Source organism: Amycolatopsis sp. NBC_01480, from assembly GCF_036227205.1.
Classification (GTDB): Bacteria; Actinomycetota; Actinomycetes; order Mycobacteriales; family Pseudonocardiaceae; genus Amycolatopsis.
The window spans coordinates 6,336,049-6,362,989 of sequence record NZ_CP109442.1 but is presented as its reverse complement, the minus strand read 5'-3'; the positions used below and the strand labels follow the sequence as shown (position 1 = coordinate 6,362,989).

The 26,941-nt window shown below is 71.5% G+C and carries 25 protein-coding genes; 9 read left to right on the top strand and 16 right to left on the bottom strand.

Annotation, left to right across the window (positions count from 1 at the left end):
- Positions 1 to 41 precede the first annotated feature (41 nt).
- Genes OG371_RS30455 through OG371_RS30440 form a run of 4 tightly spaced genes read right to left on the bottom strand, consistent with a single transcriptional unit; the run spans position 42 to position 2,484 of the window.
- Positions 42 to 1,247 (bottom strand): hypothetical protein, encoded by a 1,206-nt coding sequence (locus OG371_RS30455; protein WP_329058862.1) that lies wholly within the window; start codon positions 1,245 to 1,247, stop codon positions 42 to 44.
- 43 nt (positions 1,248 to 1,290) lie between these two features.
- Entirely contained in the window at positions 1,291 to 1,668 is a 378-nt protein-coding gene (locus OG371_RS30450; RefSeq protein WP_329058861.1) for a hypothetical protein, read from the bottom strand.
- Between the two features lie 16 nt (positions 1,669 to 1,684).
- A complete protein-coding gene (locus tag OG371_RS30445; RefSeq protein WP_329058859.1) occupies positions 1,685 to 1,897 on the bottom strand; it encodes a hypothetical protein in 213 nt (70 codons plus the stop codon).
- Positions 1,894 to 2,484, bottom strand: coding sequence for a hypothetical protein (locus OG371_RS30440; protein WP_329058858.1), 591 nt, complete (start codon positions 2,482 to 2,484; stop codon positions 1,894 to 1,896). The genes OG371_RS30445 and OG371_RS30440 overlap by 4 nt, the downstream gene beginning before the upstream one ends.
- A gap of 115 nt (positions 2,485 to 2,599) precedes the next feature.
- On the opposite strand from OG371_RS30440, the gene OG371_RS30435 reads away from it, so the two are divergent.
- Genes OG371_RS30435 through OG371_RS30425 form a run of 3 tightly spaced genes read left to right on the top strand, consistent with a single transcriptional unit; the run spans position 2,600 to position 5,966 of the window.
- Positions 2,600 to 3,808 (top strand): sensor histidine kinase, encoded by a 1,209-nt coding sequence (locus OG371_RS30435; RefSeq protein ID WP_329073307.1) that lies wholly within the window; start codon positions 2,600 to 2,602, stop codon positions 3,806 to 3,808.
- Complete coding sequence (locus tag OG371_RS30430) at positions 3,805 to 4,455, top strand: response regulator transcription factor (protein WP_329058857.1); 651 nt, start codon at positions 3,805 to 3,807, stop codon at positions 4,453 to 4,455. Before OG371_RS30435 ends, OG371_RS30430 begins: the two co-directional genes overlap by 4 nt.
- Before the next feature lie 59 nt (positions 4,456 to 4,514).
- Positions 4,515 to 5,966: an APC family permease gene (locus OG371_RS30425; RefSeq protein WP_329058856.1), complete on the top strand. Its 1,452-nt coding sequence runs from the start codon at positions 4,515 to 4,517 to the stop codon at positions 5,964 to 5,966.
- 34 nt (positions 5,967 to 6,000) lie between these two features.
- On the opposite strand, the gene OG371_RS30420 is transcribed toward OG371_RS30425, so the two are convergent.
- A complete protein-coding gene (locus OG371_RS30420) occupies positions 6,001 to 6,780 on the bottom strand; it encodes a DUF6885 family protein (RefSeq protein ID WP_329058855.1) in 780 nt (259 codons plus the stop codon).
- Positions 6,781 to 6,785: 5 nt separating this feature from the next.
- On the bottom strand, positions 6,786 to 8,129 hold the full coding sequence (locus tag OG371_RS30415; protein WP_329058854.1) for a glutamine synthetase family protein: 1,344 nt from the start codon (positions 8,127 to 8,129) through the stop codon (positions 6,786 to 6,788).
- Between the two features lie 155 nt (positions 8,130 to 8,284).
- On the opposite strand from OG371_RS30415, the gene ileS reads away from it, so the two are divergent.
- Positions 8,285 to 11,401 (top strand): isoleucine--tRNA ligase, encoded by a 3,117-nt coding sequence (gene ileS, locus OG371_RS30410; RefSeq protein WP_329058852.1) that lies wholly within the window; start codon positions 8,285 to 8,287, stop codon positions 11,399 to 11,401.
- 13 nt (positions 11,402 to 11,414) lie between these two features.
- On the opposite strand, the gene OG371_RS30405 is transcribed toward ileS, so the two are convergent.
- Complete coding sequence (locus OG371_RS30405) at positions 11,415 to 12,206, bottom strand: EamA family transporter (protein WP_329058850.1); 792 nt, start codon at positions 12,204 to 12,206, stop codon at positions 11,415 to 11,417.
- A gap of 340 nt (positions 12,207 to 12,546) precedes the next feature.
- Between OG371_RS30405 and OG371_RS30400 the strand changes: the two genes are divergently transcribed.
- Positions 12,547 to 12,726, top strand: a complete 180-nt coding sequence (locus OG371_RS30400; protein ID WP_091617869.1) for a DUF7455 domain-containing protein — start codon at positions 12,547 to 12,549, stop codon at positions 12,724 to 12,726.
- Positions 12,727 to 13,153: 427 nt separating this feature from the next.
- On the opposite strand, the gene OG371_RS30395 is transcribed toward OG371_RS30400, so the two are convergent.
- The 5 genes from OG371_RS30395 to OG371_RS30375 form a co-directional block, all read right to left on the bottom strand.
- A complete protein-coding gene (locus tag OG371_RS30395; protein ID WP_329058849.1) occupies positions 13,154 to 14,323 on the bottom strand; it encodes an ROK family transcriptional regulator in 1,170 nt (389 codons plus the stop codon).
- A 23-nt stretch (positions 14,324 to 14,346) separates the two neighbouring features.
- Entirely contained in the window at positions 14,347 to 15,780 is a 1,434-nt protein-coding gene (locus OG371_RS30390) for a sugar ABC transporter permease (protein ID WP_329058848.1), read from the bottom strand.
- 20 nt (positions 15,781 to 15,800) lie between these two features.
- Positions 15,801 to 16,574, bottom strand: coding sequence for an ATP-binding cassette domain-containing protein (locus OG371_RS30385; protein ID WP_329058846.1), 774 nt, complete (start codon positions 16,572 to 16,574; stop codon positions 15,801 to 15,803).
- Between the two features lie 97 nt (positions 16,575 to 16,671).
- Entirely contained in the window at positions 16,672 to 17,805 is a 1,134-nt protein-coding gene (locus OG371_RS30380; RefSeq protein ID WP_329058845.1) for a sugar ABC transporter substrate-binding protein, read from the bottom strand.
- Between the two features lie 479 nt (positions 17,806 to 18,284).
- Positions 18,285 to 20,030, bottom strand: coding sequence for a DEAD/DEAH box helicase (locus tag OG371_RS30375; RefSeq protein WP_329058843.1), 1,746 nt, complete (start codon positions 20,028 to 20,030; stop codon positions 18,285 to 18,287).
- Between the two features lie 261 nt (positions 20,031 to 20,291).
- On the opposite strand from OG371_RS30375, the gene OG371_RS30370 reads away from it, so the two are divergent.
- Positions 20,292 to 21,401: a YihY/virulence factor BrkB family protein gene (locus OG371_RS30370; protein ID WP_329058842.1), complete on the top strand. Its 1,110-nt coding sequence runs from the start codon at positions 20,292 to 20,294 to the stop codon at positions 21,399 to 21,401.
- A gap of 61 nt (positions 21,402 to 21,462) precedes the next feature.
- Here OG371_RS30370 and OG371_RS30365 read toward each other — a convergent pair whose 3' ends face one another.
- A complete protein-coding gene (locus tag OG371_RS30365; protein WP_329058840.1) occupies positions 21,463 to 22,299 on the bottom strand; it encodes a hypothetical protein in 837 nt (278 codons plus the stop codon).
- A gap of 139 nt (positions 22,300 to 22,438) precedes the next feature.
- The gene (locus OG371_RS30360) at positions 22,439 to 22,681 is read right to left on the bottom strand and encodes a DUF3039 domain-containing protein (RefSeq protein ID WP_329058839.1); all 243 of its coding nucleotides are present in this window, start codon (positions 22,679 to 22,681) and stop codon (positions 22,439 to 22,441) included.
- A 64-nt stretch (positions 22,682 to 22,745) separates the two neighbouring features.
- Between OG371_RS30360 and OG371_RS30355 the strand changes: the two genes are divergently transcribed.
- From OG371_RS30355 to OG371_RS30345, 3 genes are read left to right on the top strand one after another with little or no spacing between them, the layout of a single operon-like run.
- A complete protein-coding gene (locus OG371_RS30355) occupies positions 22,746 to 23,390 on the top strand; it encodes an HD domain-containing protein (protein WP_329058837.1) in 645 nt (214 codons plus the stop codon).
- 9 nt (positions 23,391 to 23,399) lie between these two features.
- Positions 23,400 to 24,305 (top strand): pseudouridine-5'-phosphate glycosidase, encoded by a 906-nt coding sequence (locus OG371_RS30350; protein ID WP_329058836.1) that lies wholly within the window; start codon positions 23,400 to 23,402, stop codon positions 24,303 to 24,305.
- The gene (locus OG371_RS30345; protein WP_329058834.1) at positions 24,302 to 25,171 is read left to right on the top strand and encodes a carbohydrate kinase family protein; all 870 of its coding nucleotides are present in this window, start codon (positions 24,302 to 24,304) and stop codon (positions 25,169 to 25,171) included. The genes OG371_RS30350 and OG371_RS30345 overlap by 4 nt, the downstream gene beginning before the upstream one ends.
- A gap of 112 nt (positions 25,172 to 25,283) precedes the next feature.
- On the opposite strand, the gene OG371_RS30340 is transcribed toward OG371_RS30345, so the two are convergent.
- Positions 25,284 to 25,631, bottom strand: coding sequence for a DUF3099 domain-containing protein (locus OG371_RS30340; protein WP_091617861.1), 348 nt, complete (start codon positions 25,629 to 25,631; stop codon positions 25,284 to 25,286).
- Between the two features lie 17 nt (positions 25,632 to 25,648).
- A complete protein-coding gene (locus OG371_RS30335; protein WP_329058833.1) occupies positions 25,649 to 26,914 on the bottom strand; it encodes an amidohydrolase in 1,266 nt (421 codons plus the stop codon).
- Between the last annotated feature and the right edge of the window lie 27 nt (positions 26,915 to 26,941).

The following is a 26,941-nucleotide window of genomic DNA, read 5'->3' as shown; positions in this document are numbered from 1 at the left end:
CCGGTGCCGCATTTCCTCAGCCGGTACGAGTTTCCACCAGGTCAGGGCCTCCCGGTAAGCGTCTGCCACGACAGATGCACCGTGACCCGCTCTCGCAACTGCTCATTGATCAGCCACAGCTCCCCCGTAGCCGGCCAATAAGCCAAGTTCTCACTGTTGACCGGAGCCTGCCCGGACAGCCGGGTGGTAGACACCCCGCCGACCCCACCGTGCAGACAGGACGGGTGGTCGCCAGCCTGACCCGCGTACTCCGGGCAGACGCCGGTCAGCACGAAGTACCCGTTACGCGACACCGCGCCCTGCATCCCCCAGACCGGCGACGAGAAGCCCTCCGTCGCGTGGACCAGGCCGTCGGCCGAAGGCTTCAGCAAGCCCGTAGCGTCGAACGGCCAGCGCAGGATCCGGCCGCCCGCCGCGGTCGGCACGTATTCGGACGTGACGAACGTCGAGTCGGAGTGGTCGGCCGACAGGGACGTGAAACAGGGGCGGGCGCCGGTCACCGGGGTGCAGGCGCCGCCGCCCGGGTACCAATAGGCGCCGACCTGCGGCATCACGTAGTCGTAGTACGCGGCGTGGTACTTGCCGTCGGAGCCGAGGCCGACGGTCCCCGCGCTGTCGTCGACCTTCCAGAAGTGCGTGGTGTCGAAGACGCGGATCAGGCCGCCCGTCGTCGCGACCAGCAGGTAGTTGCCGGCCCAGGTCAGGCCGTGGCCGTGGCCCGCGACCGCGGCGAAATCGGTGTCCGAGGTCGGCTCGACGAGCAGCACGTGCCGGTAGCCCAGCCCGTTGGCGTCCACAAAGGACACCCGGACCATGGTGTCGCCCGGGGTGTGCCAGCTGGTCGCGACCACCCGCTTCCCGCCGACGGTGCCGGACGCCGGGGCGGCGTCGCCGGAACCCGTGACGCCCTGCGGGATCCAGTCGTTCGTCTTGTCGTCGTTCGCGTCTTCCCAGCAGAAGCCGGCCGGTTTCAGCGCGGCGGCCAGGTACGTGCCGTGGCACAGCGGGCGCGCGGCCCGGTTCGCCGAGGCGAGGATCTCCGGCAGGCCGCGGCGAGTCAGCTGCGCGGCCTTCTCCAGCTGGGCGATCCGCGCGCCGTAGGTGGCGAACGTGCTGCCCGCCGTGAGCCGGTAGCCGTCGACGGTGGCCGGGTCCAGTTTCGGGAAGCTCGCCGCGGCCCGCGCGGCCACCGGGCTCACCGTCAGCAGGAGCAGGGCCGCCAGGCCGGCCAGTATCCGTCGTCGCATCGGCCCAGGATCGCCGAGCCGCGTACACGTCGCGTACAAGCGCTCAGGAGACGACCAGTCCGTGCTGCCGCAGCGAATCCTCCACCCGCAGCCGTTCGAGGTCGCGGTTGATGCCCTCCGGCAGAGCGGCGAGCTGGTGGTCGACGCCGACCTCGCGGCACGCCGTCGCCAGCAGTTCGTCGTACGCCTGGCGGGTGCCGTAGCGGCGGGCCGCCGGGGTGCCGGGCGGGTAGCCGGACAGCTGACGCCGCACCCGCCGCAGGTCGGCCGAGAGCTGTTCGATCGGCGGCCCCGCGGGCACCGCGCGGCCGGGACGGCGGCGGGCTGCCCAGCGGTAGAGGGCCGGAACGCGCAACGCGCACCAGAAGAGCGCCGAGGGGGCGAGGCAGACCACGGCGAAGAGGACCAGAGGCCCGGTCATCCACCCATGGTAAGCCTCAGCGGGACCGATCGCGGTGGTGTTTGCGGGCCTGCTGGGCGAACAGAAGGCCCGCCCCGACAAGCAGGAGCACCACGCTGGCCCCGATGTGCAGCTGCGGCGGAAGGACGCGCAGCTGCACGAACCAGCCCGGGTCCGCGGCGCCGGCCAGCCGGTTGATCAGCCCGCCGGCGCCCAGGGTGACGAGCAGGAGGCCGGCGAGCTCGATCACCGGCTCACCTTCGCCCGGGCCGGCTCGGACTTCTTCCCGAACATCTCCTGCCACAGCGGGCCGGTGATCAGCCAGACGGCGATCACCGCGCCGAGCCGCGGGAGCCAGTCCCACAGCGGCTGGACCTCGCCCGGCCGGCCGACGAGGAAGATCGCGGCGAGCAGCAGCACGGCAGCGATCGCCGACGCCAGCAGGCACCGGAACCACTCACGCCACTCATGTCGCGTCTTCGCCTTGCCGCGCAGCTTCGGCGCGGGCGGCGGCCCGCCGGCGAACCGGTGCGCGAACCGCACGTCCGCCCAGCGCACCATGGCCGGCCCGAACACCACGCTGAAGCCCAGGTAGACGGCGGCGAGGCCGTGGGTGGCGTTCGGCGTTGCCCCACGCGAGAGGTCGACCACGGTCGCGCCGAGCACCACCAGGTCGATCAGCGGCACCGCGGCCAGCAGCACGGTGCTGAACTTCTTCAGCTTCAGCGGGTACCGGGCGATGAGCCCGCCCACGATGAAGACCCAGAAGGCCACCTCACCACCGATGATGAACAGGGTCATGGGGTTGTCCACGAGATAGTTCCCGATCGCGTTCATGCCATCCACCCTCGCGCGATCTTGGCCGGCGCGGATCAGTGAAGGGCATGATCAAGAGGTCATCACTTCGGAGGACGACGGCCGCCGGCGGGTGTGTTCTCATGGGGTCGTGCCGCTGCGACCCCTCCACAGGCCGGCCCTGCTCAGGCCCCGGGAGCTGCCCGCGCGGCAGCAGGACGGCCTGATCGCCCTGTTCGTCGTCCTGATCGGGCTGGCGATCTACCTCACCGGCATGCACCGGCTGATGGCCGGCCCCGACCCGTTCGGGCTGTGGGTGCGGCTGCTGGAGCTGGCCGCGCTGGGCGGGCTCGTCTTCCTGCGCCGCTGGGTGCCCGGCGGCCTGCTCCTGGCCACCGCCGTGCTGGTGACCGACCTGGTCCTGGGCCCCTCGCTGCCGGTGGTGGTCGTCTACACCGATTTCCTGTACGCGGCGACGGTGTACGGGACCCGCCGCACGACCCGCGTGCTGATCGGGGTCACGGCGGCGGCCACGCTGAGCGTGCTGTTCGGCGCGGTGGCCGCGTCCGTCGAGTGGCGGATGGCGGTGCTCGCCTCGCTCGGCATCCTGCCGTTCCTGCTGGTCCCGGTGTGGTGGGGGGCGAACGTCCGCCAGCACCGCGACGCCGCCGCGACCGAGCGGGCCCACGCCGCGCAGCTGTCCAAGATCGCCGAGCTGGACCAGCGCGCCGCGGTGGCCGAGGAGCGCGCCCGGATGGCCCGCGACCTGCACGACGTGATCGCCGGGCACCTGTCCGCGATCGCGCTCCAGTCGGAGGCCGCGCTGTCCATGGCGGACGACCCGAAGATGTCCCGCGCCGTGCTGGAAGCCGTGCGGGAGAACAGTGTCAGCGCGCTCGACGAGATGCGCGCGATGATCGGTCTGCTGCGCGCGGCGTCCGGGACCGGTGGGCAGGACTACGAAACCACCGCCCCGGCGCGGCTGGCCGAGCTGTCACGGCTGGTGGAGTCCGCGCGCGCCACCGGCATGGAGGTGACGGTGGACTCCACAGTGGACACCGGCGCCGAGCTGCCCGCGGCGGTCGACCTCACCGCGTACCGGATCGCCCAGGAGGCGCTCACCAACGCGGTCAAGCACGCCCCGGGCGGTCGGGTGCTGGTGCAGCTGCGCCGCGAGGGCGGTTTACTGACCGTGGAAGTCAGCAACGAGCTGCGGGCCGCGGCGGCGCGCACCGGCGGGACCGGGCACGGGCTGGCGAGCATGGCCGAGCGGGCCAGGGCGGTGGGCGGCACGCTGAGCGCGGGCCCGTCCGCCTCGGGCTGGCTGGTGCGGGCGGAGCTGCCGCTGGCGAAGGGACGGACGTGACGGTCAAGGTGCTGGTGGCCGACGACCACGGCGCGATCCGGGCCGGGCTGATGCTCATCCTGGGCAACGCCGAGGGGATCGAGGTGGTCGGCGAGGCGGCGGACGGGGCCGCGGCGGTCCGGCAGGCGCGGGCCCTGAAGCCCGACGTCGTACTGATGGACGTCCGGATGCCCGGCACCGACGGCATCACCGCCACCCGCCAGGTGATCGCCGAGGGGCTGGCCGAAGTCCTCGTGCTGACCACTTTCGACCTCGACGAGTACGTGCACGCCGCCCTTCGCGCGGGCGCGGCGGGCTTCCTGCTCAAGTCGGTGGAGGCGCCTCGGCTGATCGAGGCCGTCAAGCTCGTCGCCGCGGGCGAGGGCGTGCTGGCGCCGCAGGTCACGCGCAAGCTGATCACGGCGTTCGCGCAGACCGCGGACAAGCCGGCCGCCGCCCCCGCCGGGCTCGGCGATCTCACCGACCGCGAGGTGGAGGTGCTGGGCTGCCTCGGCGCCGGCCTGTCCAACGCCCAGATCGCCACCCGCCTGCGCATCGGCGAGACCACGGTGAAGACGCACGTCTCCCGCGTGCTGACCAAGCTCGACCTGCGCTCACGGGTCCAGGCGGCGATCCTGGCGCAGGAGAACGGTCTCACCGGCGAGTAGCTTTCCCCCTTCGGACCAGCCGATCTGCGCGAGCGGCCGTCAGCTTCTAACGTTCCCCCATGGGTGTGCGGAGAACTTTGGACGTGGACGAGGTCCTCAAGCGGCAGGACTCTGGCGAGCTGAAGCGGCGCCTGAAGGGGCGCGACCTGATCGGGTTCGGCGTCGGGATCATCATCGGCACGGGCATCTTCACCCTGGCGGGCGTCGAAGCCAAGACGCACGCCGGTCCATCGGTGACTCTGTCGTTCGTGCTCGGCGCGATCGTCGCCGGGCTCGCGGCGCTGTGTTACGCCGAGCTGGCGTCCAGCGTCCCGACGGCCGGCAGTGCTTACACGTACGCGTTCGCCACGCTCGGCGAGGTGTTCGCCTGGATCATCGGCTGGGACCTGCTGCTCGAGTTCGCGCTCGGCGCGGCCGTGGTGTCGCGCGGCTGGTCCGGCTACCTGGCGAACCTGCTGGGGCTGTCACCGGCGTGGTTCGGTGAAGACGCGAAAGTGAACGTCGGCGCCGTGCTCATCATCGCGGTGCTGACCGTCGTCGCGGTGCTGGGGATCAGGGAGTCGGCCTGGCTGACGAACGTGCTCGTGGTGGTGAAGGTCGCGGTGTGCGTGCTGATCCTGGCGGTCGGCGTGTTCTTCATCAAGGGCGCCAACCTGACGCCGTTCATCCCGCCTTCGCAGCCCGCGGCCGAGGGCGCCAGCGCGCTGCACCAGCCGGTGATCCAGGCCGCGCTGGGGCTGGAGCAGACCATGTACGGCGTCGCGGGCATGGTCACCGCCGCCGCCGTGGTCTTCTTCGCCTACACCGGTTTCGAGGCACTGGCCAACCTCGGCGAGGAGACGATCAACCCGCGCAAGGACCTCCGCGTCGGCATCCTCGGCGCGCTCGCGGTGTGCGCGGTGCTCTACATCGGCGTCTCGATCGTGCTGACCGGCATGATCCCGTACACCGACATCAACACCGGCGCCCCGCTCGCGGACGCCTTCGACCGCGTCGGCCAGCACTGGGTGGGCGCGCTGATCTCGCTCGGCGCCGTGACCGGCCTGACCTCGGTGATGATGGTGGAGCTGGTGACCATCGGCCGGATCGGCTTCGCCATGGGCCGCGACGGCCTGCTGCCGAAGGCGATCGGCACCGCGCACCCGCGCTGGGGTACCCCGCACCGGATGACCATCGCCGGCGCGGTCCTGATCGCCGTGCTGGCGGCGTTCGTCCCGATCTCCGCCCTGGCCGACATGGTCAGTATCGGCGCCCTGTCGGCGATGATCATCGTCGCGGTGGCGGTGCCCCTGCTGAGGCGCCGTCGGCCGGACCTGAAACGGCCGTTCACCGTGCCGTTTTCCCCGGTGGTGCCGATCATCGCCGCGGTGGCGTGCTTCTACCTGATGCTGAACCTCGACGTGCTCACTTGGATCCGCTTCGCCGCGTGGCTGGTCCTGGGCCTGCTGATCTACTTCTTCTACGGCCGCAAGCACTCCCGGCTGGCCCCGGGCAACGCGAAAGCCGAGTGACGGGGGCTGTGGCGGCCCCTTTTGACTGGGGCCGTCACGGCATTCGCGGGGTTAGGCCTGCTGCTAGCACGGCCCGCTCGAGGGTCGGCGCGTGCTCCGCATCGACGACCAGCAGCAGGGTGCCCGGCTCCTCACGCAACGCGGCGGTGACCCACTCCAACGGCTGCTCGTGAATCCCGTTGTCCCCCAACACCGGATAAGTGTCCACAACGGACAACAACGTACCCTCCGCCCCGATCCGAACCCCCGCCACGAGCACGTGATGCCCACCCTCCGGACGCCAGCGATTCGTCCACAGTGGAGGAACTCCGGTGTCCAGGTAGTCGAGCAGCGCACGTTCCGGGGTGTCGGGAGCACCCAGCTCAGCCGCGTCCACCCGGGCGATCACCGCCACCCGGGGCAGGTCCCACAGGGACACCAGCAGATCGAACAACGTCGTGGCGGTCCACTCCCCCGTCGCCGGGACCGCGCGCAGGCGGCCCGACGAGAGCGTTTCGACGGCCGAGGCCAAGCCCACCGCCGAAGTGCCCGCCGTCGCGTTATCGGACGGGATGCGCAGGCGGAAGTCCGACCGGCCCTTCTCACCCGGCGGCGGTCCGCCCGGGCCTCGCACGGTGCCTGCCGCGACGGCGACCTCGTCCTGGTCCGCCACCGCGATACCGGCGGCACGCAGCGCGGCCAGCGCCGTGAACGCCGCGGCCAGACCGTCCTTCTGCGGCAGCTCGGCCCGCGCCTCGGCGGCCAGGCGCGCGCCGCCGGGCAGCCAGTGCACGCGGGACAGGCCGGTGTGGTCACCGTCTACACGGGAGGACATCAGGCTCAGTACCGCCACCGGTGCGCGGCGATGACTGCTTCGGTGCTGCGCTCCGCCGCCCACGCCGCGTCGGATGCGCGCACCGCGCGAAACGCCCCGAGCAGCTCGTCGCCGAGTGCGCCCGAAACGCGGGGCGAGGCCAGCAAAGCCGCGTCCTGCTCGGCCGGGGTCGCGGGCAGCGGCGCCACCCCGCGGGTCTCGCGCTCGCCCTCGGTCCAGCCGCCCGGGTCCTGCCCGATCGGCTCGGGCAGGCCCGCGTCGTCCTCGATCCCGGCCATCCCGGCGGCCAGCACGACGGCCAGCGCCAGATAGGGGTTCGCCGACGCGTCGGACGTCTTCAGCTCGACGTTCGCGTGATCCGGCCCGAGCAGCTTCGAACCCGGCACGTACCGCAGCGGCGCCTCGCGGTTCTCGACGCCCCAGAACGCATACGCCCCAGCGAAAAAGCCCGGCCGCAGCCGCAGCGTCGAGGGCACGCTGGGTGCCGTGACCGCGGTCAGCGCGGGCAGGTCACGCAGCAGCCCGCCGAGGTACGCGGCCCCTTCACCGGCCGGCAAACCCTCACCGGACAACAGGTTCCGCCCCCGGCGCCGCACCGACGTGTGCAGGTGCCAGCCGTTGCCGGCCGCGCCGAGGCCGACCAGCGGCGCGAAACTCACCACCAGCCCGTGGGCGTGGGCGGCGGCGTGGATCGTCTGGCGGGCGAGCAGCTGGTCGTCGGCCGCGGACAGCGGGTCGGTCGCGGCCAGCGACAGCTCCAGCTGCGCGACGCCGTACTCGGCGTGCAGCTGGCCGATCTCGAGGCCGTTGGCGGCGAAATCGTTCAGCAGTGCGGTGACGAAGCCGTCCAGGCCCACGAGCGCGTGCGGACTGTACGCGGGGCCGGGGTGCCCGGGCTCGGAAACCCGGCCAGCCGGCGCGACGGTGAACTCCAGCTCGTACCCCGCCCGGAATTCCAGCCCGCGCCGCCCGGCCTCGGCGACCTGGCGCTCCAGCACCGTGCGCTGGCAGTACGGCCACGGCGAGCCGTCGGCGGCGAGCTGGCGGGCCGGCGCCCAGGCGAGCGCGGCCTGCCCGGCCAGCCGCCGGATCCGCTCGACCACCGGCACCAGCCGGATGTCACCCGACGGCGTGGCGAGCCCCGAATGGCCGTACGTGATGGCGTCGTGGCTGTCGAAGACGGCGAACAGCGAGGTCGCGCCCACCCCGCGCGCGGCGGCCCCGGCGAGCCCGCCGACGGGCACAATGCGCGAGCGCGGGATGCCGTTGTTGTCGGCCCAGGCCAGGTGGACGCCGGCCACCCCGGCCGCGGCCAGCTCCTTGGCCACCGCGGACGCCGCCTTGGTCATCGCCACCTCCCGGGACCGGGCCAGTATCCCCGGTCCGCGCGGTCCGGGCCATCCGCGGCGGCTGTGACCCCGGCCGCGAAAAGCGGGAGCCCGGGCGCGGCGGCCCGGGGTACCTTCCGAGCTGGCCGACGTCGAGCGCGCCGAGGGAGGACGTCATGTACAACCCGGTACCGGGGCAGGTCGACCTGCCGGCCCTCGATCACGAGGTGCTCGATTTCTGGCGCGAGAACAGCGTTTTCGCCCGCAGCCTGAAGGTGTCCGAGGGCCGCCCCGGCTGGATCTTCTACGAGGGCCCGCCGACCGCGAACGGCAAGCCCGGCACGCACCACATCGAGAGCCGCGTCTTCAAGGACGTCTTCCCGCGCTACCAGACGATGAAGGGCTTTTACGTCGCGCGCAAGGCCGGCTGGGACTGCCACGGCCTGCCCGTCGAGCTCGCCGTCGAGAAGGAGCTGGGGCTCGCCGGCAAACCGGACATCGAGAAGTACGGCATCGCCGAGTTCGCGGACCGCTGCCGCGAGTCGGTCACCCGGCACACCGACGCGTTCGCCGAGCTGACCGAGCGCATGGGCTACTGGGTCGACCTGGACGACGCCTACCGGACCATGGACCCGGCGTACATCGAGTCCGTCTGGTGGTCGCTCAAGGAGATCTTCGGGCAGGGCCGGCTGGTCGAGGACTTCCGGGTCGCGCCCTGGTGCCCGCGCGACCAGACCGCCCTGTCGGACCACGAGCTGGCCCAGGGCTACGAAACCGACGTCGACCCGTCGGTCTACGTGCGTTTCCCGCTGACTTCCGGCCCGCTGGCGGGCACCACGTCGCTGGTGGTCTGGACGACCACGCCGTGGACCCTGGTGTCCAACACCGCCGTGGCCGTGGACCCCGAGGCCGCCTACGTCGTGCTGACCGACGGCGAGGAACGCGTTGTGGTCGCCGACGAACTGGCCGCCCCGGCGCTCGGCGACGGCTGGACGCGCACCGGCGAGTCCTTCACCGGCCGCGAACTCGAACGCTGGACCTACCGCCGCCCGTTCGACCTGGTCGAGGTGCCGCACGCGCACTTCGTCATCCTCGCGGACTACGTGACCACGCAGAGCGGCACCGGCCTGGTGCACCAGGCCCCGGCGTTCGGCGCCGACGACCTGGCCGGCTGCCGGGCGTACGGGCTGCCGATGGTCAATCCGGTTCGCCCGGACGGGACCTTCGAGGCCGGGGTGCCGCTCGTCGGCGGAATGTTCTTCAGGGAAGCCAACAATCCCCTCGTCGACGACCTGCGCGCCCGCGGTCTGCTGCTGCGGGAACAGCCGTACGAGCACAGCTATCCGCATTGCTGGCGCTGCCACACCGCGCTCATCTACTACGCCCAGCCGTCCTGGTACGTCCGCACCACCGAGGTGCGCGACGAGCTGCTGCGCGAGAACGAGCGCACGAACTGGCACCCGGAGACGATCAAGCACGGCCGGTACGGCGACTGGCTGACCAACAACGTGGACTGGGCGCTGTCGCGGTCGCGTTACTGGGGCACGCCGCTGCCGATCTGGCGCTGCCCGGACGGGCACCTCACCTGCGTCGGCTCGCTCGCCGAACTGGGTGGGCTGGCCGGGCGCGACCTGGCCGGGCTCGACCCGCATCGGCCGTATATCGACGAAATCACCTTCCCCTGCGAGTGCGGCGCCACCACCCGGCGGGTGCCGGAGGTGATCGACGCCTGGTACGACTCGGGCTCGATGCCGTTCGCCCAGTTCGGCTACCCGCACCGCAACCGGGAGCTGTTCGAGCGGAGCTACCCGGCGCAGTTCATCTGCGAGGCGATCGACCAGACCCGCGGCTGGTTCTACACGCTGATGTCCGTCGGCACGCTGGTCTTCGACCGCTCCGCGTACGAGAACGTGGTCTGCCTCGGGCACATCGTGGCCGAGGACGGCCGCAAGATGTCCAAGCACCTCGGCAACGTGCTCGAGCCGATCCCGTTGCTGGAACGGCACGGCGCCGACGCGGTGCGCTGGTTCATGGCGGCCGTCGGCTCGCCGTGGGCGAACCGTCGGGTCGGGGACACCACCATCCAGGAGGCCGTCCGCAAGACCCTCCTGACCTACTGGAGCACCGTCTCGTTCCAGGCGCTCTACGGCCGCCTCGCCGAGTGGACTCCGTCGGCGGGGGACCCGGCGCCCGCCGAGCGGCCGGTGCTGGATCGCTGGCTGCTCTCGGAACTGCACGGTCTCGTGCGCCGGGTCGACGGCGCGATGGCGGCGTACGACCTCCAGGAGGCGGGCAAGCTGCTCGCCGCCTTCGTCGACGACCTGTCCAACTGGTACGTGCGCCGCAGCCGCCGCCGTTTCTGGCGCGGCGACCCGGCCGCGCTGGCCACACTGCACGAGGCCGTCCGGACCGTGACGCTGCTGCTGGCCCCGCTCACGCCGTTCATCACCGAACGCGTTTGGCAGGACCTCGTGGTGCCGGTCGAGGCGGACGCCCCGCTGTCGGTGCACCTCGCGTCCTACCCGGTGGCGGACGACAGCCTCGTCGACCCGGCGCTGGGCGAGCAGATGGCGCTGGCCCGACGGCTGGTCGAGCTGGGCCGCACCGCGCGCGCCGAGTCGGGCGTGAAGACCCGGCAACCGCTGGCCCGCGCGCTGGCTTCGGCGCAGGGCTTCGACGAGCTGGGCCCGGAACTGCTCGGGGAGATCGCGGCCGAGCTGAACGTCGGCGCGGTGCTGGGCGTCGCCGAGGCCGGCGGACCGCTGGTCGACATCACCGCGAAGGCCGCCTTTCGCCCGCTGGGCAAGCGATTCGGCAAGGGCGTCCAGGCCGTCGCGAAGGCGATCGCGGAGGCCGACGCCGCGGCGTTGCAGCGGGATCTCGCCGCCGGGACCGCGAGCGTGGTGGTCGACGGCTCGAGCGTGCCGCTTTCGTCTGACGAGGTGCTGCTCACCGAAACCCCGCGCGAGGGCTGGTCCGCGGTTTCCGAGGCGGGCGCGACGCTCGCGCTGGACCTGGCGTTGACCCCGAAGCTGCGGCGCGCCGGGCTGGCCCGTGACGCGATCCGGCTCATCCAGGACGCGCGTAAGTCGGGCGGCCTGGACGTCTCCGACCGGATCGAACTGCGTTACGTCACCGCGGATGAGCAGACGGCCGGCGCGCTCGCCGAGCACCGCGAACTGATCGCGGAGGAGGTGCTGGCCACCGTCTTCGAGCCGGGCGAACCGGGCTGGGACGCGAAGCCGCACGAGGAATCCGGGCTGGGGCTGACGTTCTGGCTCCGCCGGAACTGATCCGTCGGCCTAGTCAGCCCGGCGGTGCCACGGCCTTGTCCCGCCCGCGCAGCGCGATGCCGGCGACCACCGCCAGCGTGCCCAGCGCCTCGGGCAGGCTCGGCACTTGGGCCAGCGCCACGAAGCCGATCACCCCGGCCGTCACGGGCAGCAGGGCGAGCAGCACGGCGAAGCGGGCCTGGCCGACGCGGCGCAGTACCAGCTGGTCAAGCGCGTACGGCAACACCGTCGAGAGCACCCCTACACCGATTCCGAGCACTAGCAGACGTGGTGAAGACCACACTTCTCCCGTGCCGAGGGCCAAGGGGGACAACACGACGGTCGCCGCCGTGAAGCCGATCGCGAGGCTGTCGAGGCCGTTGCCGCCGACCGCGACGCGTTTGCCGAGGACGATGTAGCCCGCCCACGCGGCCGCCGCGCCGAGGGCGAGCAGCACGCCCAGCGCGCTGCCTTCGAGCCGGACGTCCGCGATCGCGACCACCCCGGCGACCACCAGCGCCAGCGCGGCGAAGTCCCGGCGCGAGCGCGAGCCGAAAGCCGCGACGACCACGGGACCGGCGAACTCCAGCGCCACCACGGTGCCCAGCGGCAGGCGCGCGATCGCCTCGTAGAAGGCCACGTTCATCACCGCCGTGACCACCCCGAACCCGACCGCCAGCCACAGCCGCCCGCCCTGCCACGCGGCCCATGACGGACGGCGCCAGGCGAGCAGCACCGCGGCCGCGCCCAGGCACCGCAGCCAAGCCACCCCCGCGGGCGTCGCGTGCCCGAAAAGGCCGACCGCGATGGCCGCACCGGCATACATCGAAATTCCGCTGAGAACGAACAAGATCGGTGCCGGAATGGTGCCGGCCCGGCCGGCGACACGTGCTGAACCCACTCCTGCATAGTGCCTGACCTCGAAAAACAGGCTCCCGCGGGTGGTCTGGTCCTAAGGATCGGGACGCCATTACGACAACCGGGGTAATTCGGCGTGACACAGGTCCCACCGGTGCGGGAACACTTGCGGGCCGCCAAACGTCTGCAAGAGTGGAAGCACGAACACCGCGGAGCCGGAGGCGATCCCGCCAAGGGCATCACTGCCGAAGTGGGCGTAGCTGGATCGAGGTACCGGGCGACCGGTACCGGGACGGAGGGAGACCCCCATGACATCACCCACGCTCACCCGCCCCGAATTGACCGCCGTCGACCGATGCGACCGGTGCGGGGCCGCGGCACAGGTACGCGCCGTGCTCAGTTCCGGAGGAGAGCTGCTCTTCTGCGGGCACCACGCCCATGAGCACGAGGCCAAGCTCAAGGAGCTGGCCGCGGAGATCCAGAAGTAAGGGGTCCCCAAGGAACTCGACCGGAAGCGGCAGGCGCCCGATGCGCCTGCCGCTTCTGGCGTTCCGGGGATCTTAGCGCTCGACGCCCGGAGCGTCGCCACGCTCACTCGCCGCACTCTCCCCCCCACACCCTCGCTGCGCTCTCTCGCCGCAGCCCCGCCCCGTCAGCTCGCCGCCCGCTGCGCCCCGGCCCACCTGACGCTCGGCCCGCCTCCCGCTTCGCCCGATGCGCCCCAATGTGGCGTTCGGTGCGTCCAACGCACCCAACGCCACATTGGGTGCGTGGAATCAAGACTGGGCGCGAAGCGCCTCCGTTGAGGGTGGTGGTGGGGCAGGGCTGGAGCAACCAACGCCACATTGGGGCGCTTCAAAGCCGGGCGGAGCGGAGGCCGGGGCGGGAGCGGGGGCAGAGCCGGGGGCGTGAGCCTCAGACCGTGTCCAGGACCACTTCGAACGCCACCTCGGCAGCGCCCAGCAGCTTCACGTCGGCGCCGAGGGCCGAGCTGACGATCCGGGTGCCGCCGACCGCGCGGCTGACCAGGCTGCGCCGGCGGACCTCGGCGGCGATCGGCTGGAGCACCGACTCCGGCAGCACCGTGAGCAGGTCGCCCAGCACGACCAGTTGCGGGCCCAGCAGGTTGACCACGTTGACCAGGCCGAGGGTCAGCCACTCGGCGAACTCCGCGAGCCGGGACGCGGCCTCCTCCGGGTTGCGGGACAGCTCCCGCAGCTCGAACAGGATGGCGCCGCGCGGGGTCTCCTCCGGCAGGCCCAGAGCGCGGCACAGCGCGGCCTCGCCGATCTCGGTCTCCCAGCAGCCGCTGCTGCCGCAGTAACAGGGCCGCCCGCCCGGGCGGACGACCATGTGGCCGATCTCGCCGACGTAGCCCGCGCCGCCGCGCAGCGAAGAGCCCTGGGCGATCACGCCGCCGCCGACGCCCACGTCGGCGGAGACGTACACGGCGTCGGACGAGCCGCGGGCCGCGCCGCGCAAATGTTCCGCCACGGCACCGAGTTCCGCGTCGTTGCCGACGAGGATCGGGATCCGCAGCACACTGGACAGCCGTTCGCCGAGGGCGACGTCGGTCCAGCGCAGGTTGGGCGCCTCGTGCACGTGGCCGTCGGCGCGCCGCACGACCCCGGGCACAGAGACCCCCGCCGCGATCGGCTGGACCCCGAGGTCGCCGGCCAGCACCGCGGCCGACTCGATCACGTGCGTGATCACCTCGTCCGCGGTGCGCGTCCGGCCGTGCAGGTTCCAGCTGTTGCGGCCGAGGATCTGGCCGCCCAGCCCCACCAGCGCGATCGCCACGTGCTCGACCTGGAGGTCGACCGCGAGCACCACCGCCGCGTGCGGCTGGGGCAGGACCAGGAGCGAGGGGCGGCCCGCCCCCCGTCCCGGCCTCGGCACCCGCTCCTCGACGACGCCCGCTTCCGCGAGGCCGTCGACGAGCGTTTTGATCGTGCTGCGGTTGAGCCCCAGCGCGGTGGCCAGCGTCGCCCGGGTGCTGGGCCCGCTGACGTGCAGCAGGCGGAGCAAGGTCGTGCGGTTGTGCCGGCGCACCTCATCGGGTCGTGCGACGGGTGAGCTGCTCACCGGCTGAATCGTCCCATCACGCGTCAGCGTGCCGACGCAGCCGCTCGGCGCCGCGAAAGCGCGTCCACCGAGGCCGCGAGCATCAGGACCAGGCCGGTGACGATGTTGACCACGGCCGAGGACTGCTGGAGCAGGCCGAGCCCGTTGGTCACGATCGCCAGCACGGTCCCGCCGATCACCGCGTCGATCATCCGGCCCTTGCCGCCGAACAGCGAGGTGCCGCCGATGACCGCCGCGCCCACCGCGAACAGCAGCGTGTTGAGGCCACCGGACTGCGGGTTGACCGCGCCGATCTTCGACGAGTAGACGATCGCGCCGATCGCGGCGAAGGTCGAGCTGATCACGAACACGCTGGTGCGCAGCTTCGCCACGTTGATACCGGCGCGGCGGGCCGCTTCCTTGTTGCCGCCGACCGCGTAGATGTGCCGGCCGTAGCGCGTGCGGTTGAGCACGTACGTGCCCGCGACCAGCAGCACCAGCACGATCGGGACCACGAACGGGACGCCCTGGATCACCACGAGGCTGCTCGAAGAGCGGTTGACCGACAGCAGCGCGGTCGACACCGCCGCGAGCACCGCGACCACGCCGACCTTGAACAGCACGATCGGCGTCGGCTGCACCACCAGGCCGCGCTTGCGGCGGGAGAAGTGCTGTCCGAGCGCGACGAGCGCGTAACCGCCGGCCGCGATGATGAACAGGATCCAGCTGCCCGCGACCGAGAGGTTGCCGTTCGCCACCGCGTTCAGCGTGTCGCTGGTGCTGATCGGCAGCGTGCCGCCCTCGCCGATGAACTGCAGGATCACGCCCTGCCAGACGATGAACAGCGCCAGCGTCACGACGAAGGACGGCATGCCGATCTTCGACACCAGGAAGCCGGTGATGCAGCCGATCGCGGTGCCGACGCAGATCGCGATCAGCATTTCCAGCCACGCGTTCACCGGCACGCCGAACGCGATCAGGCCGATGCCGATCGCCGCGATCACCGCGCCCGCCCAGATGCGCTGCAGCAGCGCCAGCACGACCGCGATCCCGAGCACCACCAGGAACGAGATGAACACGCCCGTGCCCATGGACCCCAGCAGGTTGCCGGCCTTGACGTAGTGCAGGGCCATCACCGAGGCGCACAGGCCGGACGCGGTGCCGGCGGAGAGGTCGATCTCCCCCAGCAGCAGCACGAACACGATGCCCATGGCGATGATGGTCTGGCCCGCGCCCTGCGCGAGCAGGTTCGCGATGTTCCGCAGCGTGAAGAAGTCGCCCGACAGGGCGCTGAACAGGATCGCCAGCACGATCACGCCGAGCACGGCCGGGATCGAGCCGAGCTGGCCGTCCTTCATCCGCGCGAAGTAGTCCTTGATCGCCTCGCCCGTGGACATCGACGTGGTGTCGATGCCGAAGTCGGCGATCGCGTTCGCCGCGGCATCCGGCTGCGCGGGCTTGGCAGGGGTCTCAGTCATGTCCGGTTCTTTCTCGTTGCTCACAGCGCGACGGCTTCGGGGCGGGCCAAGCCGAGGTCGCCCGACCGGCCCGCGGTGATCAGTTCGACGACCTGGCTGTGGTTCACGTCCTTGGTCTGGACCTCCGCCACGAGACGGCCCAGGTACAGCACGTTGATGCGGTCGGCGACCTCGAACACGTCGGCCATGTTGTGGCTGATCAGCACCACGCCGAGGCCCTGCTCGGCCAGGCGGCGGACCAGGTCCAGCACCTGCCGGGTCTGCGCGACGCCGAGCGCGGCGGTCGGCTCGTCCAGGATCACGACCTTGCTGTTCCACAGCACCGACTTCGCGATCGCGACGGTCTGGCGCTGGCCGCCCGACAGCGAGGAGACCGGGGTGCGCACGGACTTCACGGTGCGCACCGACAGGGAGGCCAGCGTTTCGCGCGCGGCCTTCTCCATGCTGGCCTCGTCGAGCAGCCAGCGGCTGCCGCGCTCGCGGCCGAGGAACATGTTCTGCACGATGTCGAGGTTGTCGGCCAGCGCGAGGTCCTGGTAGACGACCTCGATGCCGAGCTCGCCGGCGTCCTTGGGGCTGTGGATGTGGGCCGGCTCGCCGTTGAACAGCACCGTGCCCGTGTCGTAGGGGTGGATGCCGGCGACGCACTTGACGAGGGTCGACTTGCCGGCGCCGTTGTCACCGACCAGCGCGGTCACCTCGCCCGCCCGCACGGCGAAGTCCACGTCGTGCAGGACGTGGACCGGGCCGAAGCTCTTGTTCAGGCCTTTGATGTCGAGAATGGGCTCGCTCATGGGGTTCGCATATCTCTCGCGTGGGTACCGGGCCGGGATGCGTCGTCGGGGTACGCATCCCGGCCCGGCGGTAACGGGGTTGTGCTACTCAGTCAGCTCAGGAGATGCCGTACTGGGTGCACTTGGCGGCGAGGTCGCCGGTGCAGATCTCCGACGCCTTGACGTAGCCCTGGGAGACGACGTCCTTGACGTTGTTGATGGTGATCAGCTGCGGGGTCAGCAGGACCGACTTGAGGTCGCGGTTGTTCTTCGGGTCGTGCAGCGTGCCCGTGGCGATCTTGTCGGCGGCGGCCGTGTCGTTCTTCGCCAGCGCGGCGGCCAGCTTCGCGGTGTTCTCCGCCTCTTCCTTGATCGGCTTGAAGATCGTCAGCGTCTGGTCGCCGCGCAGGATGGCCTGCAGGCCGGCCGCGGTGGAGTCCTGGCCGGTGACCGGGACCTTGCCGTTGAGGCCGTTCTTCTTCAGCACGGTGATGACCGCGCCGGCGAGCTCGTCGTTCGCCGCCACGACACCGTCGATCTTGCCGCCGGCGCCGGTGAAGATCTGCTCGAAGGTGGTGCCGCCGAGCGCGGCGTCCCAGTCGTTGATGGCCTGCTTGCGGACCAGCGTCATGGCGCCCGAGGCGTACAGCGGCTTGAGGATCTTGTCGTGCCCGTCGCCGAACAGGGTGGCGTTGTTGTCCGTCGGCGCGCCCTCGATCTGGACGATGGCCGGCTTCGGCTTGCCCTTCAGCGCGTCGACCAGGCCCTGGGCCTGAAGCTCGCCGACCTTCTCGTTGTCGAACGAGACGTAGTAGTCGGCCGAGCCGCCGAGGCTCGGGCGGTCGTAGTCGATGACCGGGATGCCCGCGGTCTTCGCCTTGGCCTCGATGGCCGCGCCGACCGCCGGGTCGGACGGGGCGATGACCAGGACCTTGACGCCCTGGCTGATGAAGCCGTCGGCCAGCGTCGAGAACTTCTGGTTGTCGCCCTGGGCGTTCTGGATGTCCGCCGAGAAGCCCTGGGCCGAGAGCGCGGCCTGGAGCATCGGCTTGTCGAAGGCTTCCCAGCGGGCGGAGGTGGCGGTCTCCGGGAGGATCACGCCGACCTTGCCGTTGGCGCCGCCGCCCGCCGGAGCGGAGGCCGCCGAGGAGCTGTTCGCAGAGCCCCCGGAGTTGGAGTTGGCACCGCAAGCGGTAAGCACCAGGCCGGCGCTCACCGTGGCGGCAAGGAGGGTAAGGGTTCTGCTGCGCATCCTCGTTCCTTCCGGATCATGCTCGCGGGCGGTGAATCCGGGGACCCGGCGCACCGACGCGCATATGTTGTGGCCGACAACATATGCCGCTGAGCAGCTTCGCGGAAGATAGCTGGATCGATTAAATGACACCAATTGGACACGGTTCGGCAACATGGCCCGGCGACCGTCCGGAAAGCGTAAATCGCCTGACGGAGTGATCGCCAGCACATACTCAGCGTGACCGTCGATCGTGGCGCCGGCGGAACACGCGCAGTGATCATGAAACCCGGGCCCGGCGCGTACCCGGTCGGCCCAACGCGATGCGCCCCAATGTGGCGTTCGGTGCTCCAGCCCTGCCCCACCACCACCCTCAACGGAGACGCTCCGCGCCCAGCCCTGATTCCACGCACCCAACGCCACATTGGGTGCGTTGAGCGCAACCAACGCCACATTGGGGCGCTTGGAGCGAGGGGCCAGCAGGGCGGGCGGGACCGGCGCTACCAGGAACGGAGCGTGACGATCCGTTCCTCGAGCTGCTCCATGGTCGCCATGGCGGTGGGCGGCCCGCCGCACACCCTGCGTAGCTCGTTGTGGATCGCGCCGTGGGGCTTCTTGGTGCGGTGGTGGTACATGCCGACCAGCGCGTTCAGCTCCTTGCGCAGCGTGCCGATCCGCTCGCTCACCGACTGCGGCCGCGCGGGCGCCGCGGGCTGCTCGTCCTTGGGCTTGCGGCGTTTCTCGTCGGAGAGCTGCTCCTCCTGCCGCTTGCGCAGCAGGGCGCGGACCTGGTCCGGCTCCAGCAGGCCGGGCAGGCCGAGGTACTCCTGCTCCTCGTCGGAGCCGGAGAAGACGGCGGTCCCGAACGAGTTGCCGTCGTAGATCACCTGATCGAGTTCGGCCGACGCGCCGAGGGAGGTGAACGCCTTCTCCTCCTCGCCCGGCTCGTCCTCGGTCCGGTTGGCCTGGGCGAGGAGCTCGTCGTCCCAGCCCTCCTTCTCGCGGTGCGGCTTGCCGAGCACGTGGTCGCGCTGGGCTTCCAGCTCGCTCGCCAGCTCCAGCAGCACCGGGACGCTGGGCAGGAAGACACTGGCCGTCTCGCCGGGCTTGCGGGCCCGCACGTAACGGCCGATGGCCTGGGCGAAGAACAGCGGGGTGGACGCGCTGGTGGCGTACACACCCACAGCCAGCCGCGGCACGTCGACGCCCTCCGAGACCATCCGGACCGCGACCAGCCAGCGGTCGGTCGAGTCGGAGAACTCCTTGATCCGCCCGGACGCCTTGGGGTCGTCCGAGAGCACCACGGTCGGGGTCTGCCCGGACATCCGCTCCAGGATCTTCGCGTACGCGCGGGCCGACTCCTGGTCCGTCGCGATGACCAGGCCGCCCGCGTCCGGGATGCCCTGCGCGCGCAGCTGCGAAAGCCGGGTATCGGCGGCCTGGAGCACCGACGGGACCCACTCGCCCGCCGGGTCCAGCGCCGTGCGCCAGGCCCGCGCGTTCTGCTCCGCGGTGAGCGGTTCGCCCAGGCGCGCGGTGAACTCCTCCCCCGCGCTGGTGCGCCAGGAGGCTTCGCCGGAGTAGGCGAGGAAGACCACCGGCCGGACCACGCCGTCGGCCAGCGCCTCGGCGTAGCCGTACGAGTGGTCGGCCTTGCTGCGCTGGAAGCCGCTCTCGTCGGGCTCGTAGGTGACGAACGGGATGGCCGAATCGTCGCTGCGGAACGGGGTCCCGGTCAGCGCGAGCCGGCGCACCGCGGGGGTGAACGACTCGCGCACCGCGTCGCCCCACGACTTCGCGTCGCCGCCGTGGTGGATCTCGTCGAGGATGACCAGCGTCTTGCGGTTCTCCGTGCGCACCCGGTGCAGCGTGGGGTGCGCGGCGATCTGCGCGTACGTGACCGCGACGCCCTGGTAGTCCGACGACGTGACGCCGGTGGTGTTGCGGAAGTTGGAGTCGATCGCGATCCCGGCCGCCGCGGCCGAAGCGGCCCACTGGTGCTTCAGGTGCTCGGTCGGGGTGACGATCGTGACGGCCTCGATGGTGCGGTCCGACAGCAGCTCTGCCGCGATCCGCAGGCCGAACACCGTCTTGCCGGCGCCCGGCGTCGCGACCGCCAGGAAGTCCTTCGGCCGCCGGGTCAGGTACTTGGTCAGCGCGCGGCGCTGCCAGGCCCGCAGCGGGCGGGCGGTGGAGTCCTGCTCGGCGGGCGGTGCCCCGAGGACCCGTTCGGTCGTGTCGGACAAACTCGGCTCACCCCCTGCTCGGATAACGCGGATGCCGCGGCCTTCGGCCGTGACGTGCGGCTGTGACATGCAAGAACCCCCACTGTGGTACCGGCTTCGACGCCGGCGACTGCGGTGAGGGCACTCCCGTGAGCTTACCTTCCGGGTGCGCCGGCGCGGGGCACCGCCACGGCGGAACTCACCCGGCGTTCACCCGACACGCCCGCGAATACCACCGGTGACGAGCCAAATTCGCGCGAATGGACCATGCTGGGACCCACCATGAGCGAGGCGAAACCGGACGCCGGGGCGGCGACCGCGATGAAGACGGCGCGCAAGGGGCCGTGGCGCCTCATCACGCGCACCTTCGCCAAGGCCTGGGACGGCAACATCTTCTCCGAGGCCGCCGAAGCCGCGTTCTGGCAGACCCTGTCGCTCCCGCCGCTGCTGCTCGGGCTGCTGGGCAGCCTCGGCTTCGTCGGCGAGTGGTTCGGCCAGGACGTGGTCACCGCCGCGCACGACCGGATCATCACCTTCTGCCGCACCATTTTCAGCGCCAACGCGGTGCAGGAGATCATCGAGCCGACGGTGAACAGCATCCTCACCGTCGGCAAGGGCGAGATCGTCTCGGTGGGCTTCCTCATCTCGCTGTGGGCGGGCTCGTCGGCGATGTCCTCGTTCGTGGACGCGATCACCGTCGCGCACGACCAGTACGGCGTGCGCAACGAGGTGTGGCAGCGGATCTTCGCGCTGCTGCTGTACCTGTGCGGGCTGGTGATCCTGGTGGTCGGGCTGCCACTGCTGGCGATCGGGCCGGACCTGCTGCCGGAGTTCTTCCCGGCCGAGTGGCGCCCGACCGTCACCGAGTGGGTCGGCACGCTCTACTTCCCGGTGCTGGGCGTGATGATCGTGCTGGCGCTGACCACGCTCTACAAGCTCGCGCTGCCGCGGCGGCTGCCCTGGCACCGCGGGCTGCCGGGCGCGGTGCTGGCGATGGTGGTCTTCCTGCTCTCCAGTGTGGGACTGCGCATCTACCTGAACTGGATCACCAAGACCGGCTACACCTACGGCGCGCTCGCCGCGCCGATCGCGTTCCTGCTGCTGATGTTCTTCATCGGGCTCGCGGTGGTGGGCGGCGCGTACTTCAACAGCGCCATCCAGGAGCTGTGGCCGGCGCGCGCCACGCGGCGTCAGCGGCGGCGCTGGCGGCGGCTGGAGATGGAGCGGGCGAACGAGCGGATGCGCACCGAGGAGGGCCACAAGCTCTGGGACCGCACCACGATCCCGTTGCGGCGGCCCAAACGGCACGAGGTGGAGGAGTCTCGCTCCTCCGCCCCGGACGAGGCGCCGGAGCCCGAACCGGCCGTGGAGAAGGACGACACCCGCACCTGACCCCCAGCACTGCTCGTGAGTGTTCATGACGGTTAGAACCGTCATGAACACTCACGAGCGGTCACTGGTGGAAGCGCCAGGTCTTGCTGTCGAAGGCGATGCAGACGCTCGGCGACATCACGACGACGCGCAGGGTGTTGTCGCGCTCGTCGAAGTCGATGCCCTCGACCTCGAAGTTGCCGCTGCAGCCGCTTTCCAGCGGCAGCTGGCCCAGCGAAGTCACATGCCCGGCCACGTCGGAGCCGGACACCGGGGCGGCCAGGTCCACCTGCAGCAGCGGCTTGGTGGTGCCGAACAGGCTGCCGTCCGGGTCGTCGGAGGAGCACAGCAGCCGGGTGTCGCTGACGAAGTCGCAGCCCTGCACGTCGCGGACCGGGTGGTCGAGCCGGATGGCCGAGGCGTACGGCAGGTTCTGGCCCGGGTCGGTGAACGCGACGCCGGGCATCGGGTGCACCAGGAGCCGGTCCATGGTGCCGTACTCGCCGGCCACCATCCAGCGCGCGTCGGGCGAGACGGCGGCGAACGAGTTGTTGTTCGCCTCCCACGATTCGAGGTTGTGCTTGTAGTCGGTCCAGGTGCCGTCCGGGGCCTGGACGCGGAAGAGCTTCGCGCCGCGGTCGTCGCGCTGGTAGGGCTCGACGTACCAGCCCTGTGCCGAACCGGGGTCTCCGACGTGGTTCCAGCCCTGCGCGGCGAGGTCGGCGGGCACGGTGCTGATCCCGGTGTAGCGGATGGTGGTGCCGGACGGCCGGACGATGGTCGCCAGCCCCTGGCTCTCGTCGAGCGGGCGCGCGTTGTCGGACCCGACGGTGGTCCACCCGGTGACGGCGCCGGCCATCCCGGGCACCGCGGCGGCGAGCAGGACGACAAGGGCGAGCACGATCCCGGTTCTGCGCATGCGAACTCCGTCCGGAGGGGGGAAGTAACCGGATCGCAGATCTACCAGTTCCTCCCCGGCCGCACAGCCACCGGGTGAAGGATTTTCATCTTTGTTCGCGTCGCGCTTCCCCTGCGCACCCGGGCAGGGGCGCAGCGGGCTACTTGTCCTTGCCCGGGCGGAGGCCCTTGTAGATCTCCTCGCAGGCCGGGCAGACCGGGGAGCCCGGCTTGGGCGACCGGGTGACCGGGAAGACCTCGCCGCAGAGGGCCACCACGTGCGTGCCCATGACCGCGCTTTCGGCGATCTTGTTCTTGCGCACGTAGTGGAACATCTTGGGCGTGTCGTCGTCGGTCGACTCGGAACTGTCGGTCTCCGGCTTCGTCAGCGTCTCGGTGCTCACCCGTCCATCATGCCTCAGCGGCGGGAGTGCCGGAATCACCGGTGGCGGCGTTATCGTCGGCGGCGTGGACCGAAGCTGGCTTTCCGCCTTCACCGCACTGCGCGGCGACGCCCGGGTGGCCCGCGACGCGTGGTCGTACCTCGAGTGGCAGTACGGCGAGCCGCACCGGCGCTACCACGGCCTGGCCCATGCGGCGGCGGTCGCGCGCGATTCCGCGCAGCTGGCCCGTGACCTGCCCTTTTCCGAGCGCGCCGTGGTGACTGTGGCCGCCTGGGCGCACGACGTCGTGTACGACGCGGTGTCCGGTGAAGACGAGCGCCGCAGCGCCGCGTGGCTGCGCCATTGGCTCACGCGCGCGGGCGTCGCCGAGCCGCACGTCGCCCGCGCCGAAGGACTGGTGCTCGCCACCGCCGGCCACCAGGCGCCCGAGGACGACGAAGCCGCCACCGCCCTGCTCGACGCCGACCTCGCGATCCTCGGCGCCACGCCCGCCGAGTACGACGCGTACGCGATCGCTGTCCGCGAGGAGTACGCGAAGTACGACGATGCGGCCTGGGCCGCCGGACGCGCCGCCGTCCTGGAGAACCTGCTGGCCCACGCCCCGCTGTACCGCAGCGAAGCCGCGCGATCACGCTGGGAGGCGGCCGCGCGGCGCAATCTGGCGGCCGAGCTGACCCGCTGGCGCTCCCCCGCCGGCGATCACAGATGATGTCCGTCCGTGAGTACGCAACTGTCCCTCCACCCGGAGGTCGCCTCGGCGCTGCGTGACGGCCACCCCGTCGTCGCCCTCGAGAGCACGATCCTGTCGCACGGCCTGCCGCCCGGCCGCAACCTCGACGTCGCCCACCGCATCGAACAGGTCGTGCGCGCGGGCGGCGCCGTCCCGGCCACCATCGCCGTGCTGGACGGCCGCCCGGTGATCGGCCTTTCGCCGGCCGAGCTGGAGCGGGTCTGCGCGCCCGATGCCGGGCTGGACAAGCTTTCGCTGCGGGACCTCGGCCCCGCGGTCGGCCTCGGCCGCTCCGGCGCGACCACCGTCGCCGGCACGTCCGCGCTCGCGGCCGCGGCCGGCATCGGCGTGTTCGCCACCGGCGGGCTCGGCGGCGTGCACCTCGGCGCGGCACAGTCCTGGGACGTCTCGGCCGACCTCGGCGTGCTGGCGAAGCTGCCGACCGTGGTCGTCTGCTCCGGGGTGAAGTCGGTGCTGGACATCGCCGCGACGCTGGAGGTGCTGGAGACGAACTCGGTGCCGGTGCTCGGTTACCGCACCGACGACTTCCCGGCGTTCTACCTGCGCTCTTCGGGCCACCCGGTCGGCTGGCGCGTGGACGACGCGGAGCAGGCCGCCGCCGTGATCGCCGCGCACCGCGCGTACGCCCCGTCCGGCGTGCTGCTCACGAACCCGATCCCGGAACAGTCCGAAATGGACAAGATGCTGCACGACCGGCTGCTCGAAGAGGGGCTGAACCTGTTGCGGGAGAACAACGTCCACGGTTCGGACGTCACCCCCGTGCTGCTGGAGCACTTCCACACCGCGAGCGGCGGGGTGAGCATCGACGCGAACGAGGCGCTGGTGCTGTCCAACGCGAAGCTCGCCGCCGAGGTCGCGGTGGCGCTGTCGTGACCGGGATCGTGGTGGTCGGCGACGCCGGCCTGGACGTGGTCGCCCGGCACGACGAGGCACTCCCCCACGGCGGCGACGCGCGCGCCGAGATCCGCTTCACCGGCGGCGGCGCGGGCGCGAACACCGCGCTGTGGCTGCGATCCCTGGGCGCGGCGACCACACTCGTCGCGCGCATCGGCGACGACTCCGGCGGCCGGCTGATCCGCGCGGAGCTGGAGGCCACCGGGGTACGCTGCGCGTTCGCCGTCGACCCCGAGGCGGCGACCTGCTGTGTCGTGGTGATGGTGGACGGCACCGGCCAGCGCAGCATGCTCGCCGACCGCGGCGCCAACAAACGCTTCCAGCCCGGCGACGTCACGCCCGAAGCGCTCGCCGGGTCGGGCCACCTGCACCTGTCCGGTTACGTGCTGCTGGACCCGTCCTCGCGCCCGGCCGGGCTGGCCGCGCTGGCGGCGGCGAAGGCGGCCGGGCTGACCACTTCGGTGGACCCGCAGGCGGCCGCGCACATCCATGACGCCGGAGCGTTCCTCGACGACGTCCGCGGCACGGACCTGCTGATGCCGAACACCGAAGAACTGGTGGCACTGACCGGATCCGCGGACCCCGAGTCGGCGAAGGAGCTGCTCGGGCACGTCGGCGCCGTGGTGGTCACCGCCGGGCTCGAAGGCGCGAGCTGGGTCGACGAGCACGGCGTCACCACTGTGCCCGCGATCGAGGCCGACTGCGTCGACTCCACCGGCGCGGGCGACGCGTTCGACGCGGGTGTGCTCACCACTTGGCTCGCCGGGAAGTCCACTGTGGACGTACTGCGGGCGGGCACCCGGCTGGGCGCGCTGGCCGTCAGCCGAGTCGGGCCCCAGCCCTGACAACACAGCCGTGAAAACCCAGCCGTGACAACGCAGCCCTGAACGCCGTCAAGGCCTCCCTACCCGCGTTGGAAGCGGGTAAGGAGGCCTTGACGGACTTCGACGCGAGCGCTCAGCCTTCGATGACCGGGTGGTCGCGGTGCTCGATCTGCTTCGCCTCCCGCTGGTAGCGGTTGGCGTCCTCGGACTTGCGCGCCGGGCGGTCGTTCGCGATCAGCACGGCGATCCACGGCAGCGGCACCGAGATCACCAGGAACGTGATGGCCAGCCACCAGGTGTGGTAGGTCAGCCCGGCCAGCACCAGGCACGGGATGCGGCACAGCATCATGATGATGTACCGGCGCTTGCGCGAAGCCAGCTGATCGTCGTAGGACGGGGCGGCCTCGGTGATCAGCACCGGGGCGGGACGGGGATCCGGGCCGTGGGCGGGCTCGTTCACAGCACCACCTCCGAGGTCCATGCTCCCACTCGCGCGGCTCATTCGACACCCGGGTGGGCCATCCGGGAAAGGGCGGCGACCACCAAGGTCTCCACCCCCGCCCGCAGGGTCGGGTGCAGCACCGGCGCGAACCGCGGCGAGTGGTTCGACGGGATGTCGGCCTCGAACCGCCCCTCGGTCATCGCGGTGATCACCTCGACCGGGTCCAGGCCGCCGACCAGCCAGAACACCGAGGGCGCGCCGGCCGCGCGGCCGAACTCGCTGAAGTCCTCGCTGCCGGTGACCAGCGGCGCGGGCTGGGTTGCCTCCGGCCCGAAGTGCCCGCGGAACACCCCGGTCAGCTCGTCGGACACCGCCTCGTCGTTGGCCGTGACCGGGTAGGTGCCGACCAGCTCGATCTCCGGTGGCTTCGGCACACCCGCCGCGGCGGCCTCGCCCTGGACGATCCGCTCGATCGCGGCACGCACGCGCAGCAGCACGGCATTGTCGAAGGCGCGGGTGTTCACCTCCAGCACCGCGTCGTCGGCGATCACGTTTCCGGTGGTGCCCACGTGCATCGAGCCGACCGTGACCACGGCAGGCTCGGTGGCCGCGGTCTCGCGGGAGACGATCGTCTGCAGCTTCAGCACCACCGAAGCGGCGAGCACGGCCGGGTCGACGGTGGTCTCCGGGCGCGAGCCGTGCCCGCCGCGGCCGTGCAGGGTGATCCGCAGCGAGTCCGCCGCCGCCATGATCACGCCCGGCCGGGTCAGCACCCAGCCCGCCGGCCCGGGCACGAGGTGCTGGCCGAACACGAAGTCCGGCTTGCCCGCGAGGTCGAAGACACCGCCGTGGACCATGCCGGCGGCGCCGTCCCCGCCCTCCTCACCCGGCTGGAACACCGCCAGCAGCGTGCCGGACCAGCTGTCGCGGGCGGCGCTCAGCAGGCTCGCGGCGCCGGAGAGCCAGGTGGCGTGCATGTCGTGGCCGCAGGCGTGCATCACCGGCACATCGCGGCCTTCGGCGTCGACGCCACGGGCGGTGCTCGCGTACGGCAGGCCGGTCTTCTCCTCGACCGGCAGAGCGTCGATGTCGGCGCGAAGCAGCACGGTCGGCCCCTCGCCGTTTCGCAGGACGCCGACCACGCCGGTGCGGCCGACGCCCGTGTGCACCTCGAACCCGTCGTCCGCAAGCCGCCGCGCCAGCTCGGCGGCGGTGCGCGTCTCCGCGAACGCCAGCTCGGGATGTCGGTGGAGGTCGACGTAGAGCGCCTCCAGGTCGGGCAGCGCGGCGCCGAGCGGAGCGAGGACACGTTCGTAGGTCACAGCGGCCATCGTGGCAGGCTTACCCAC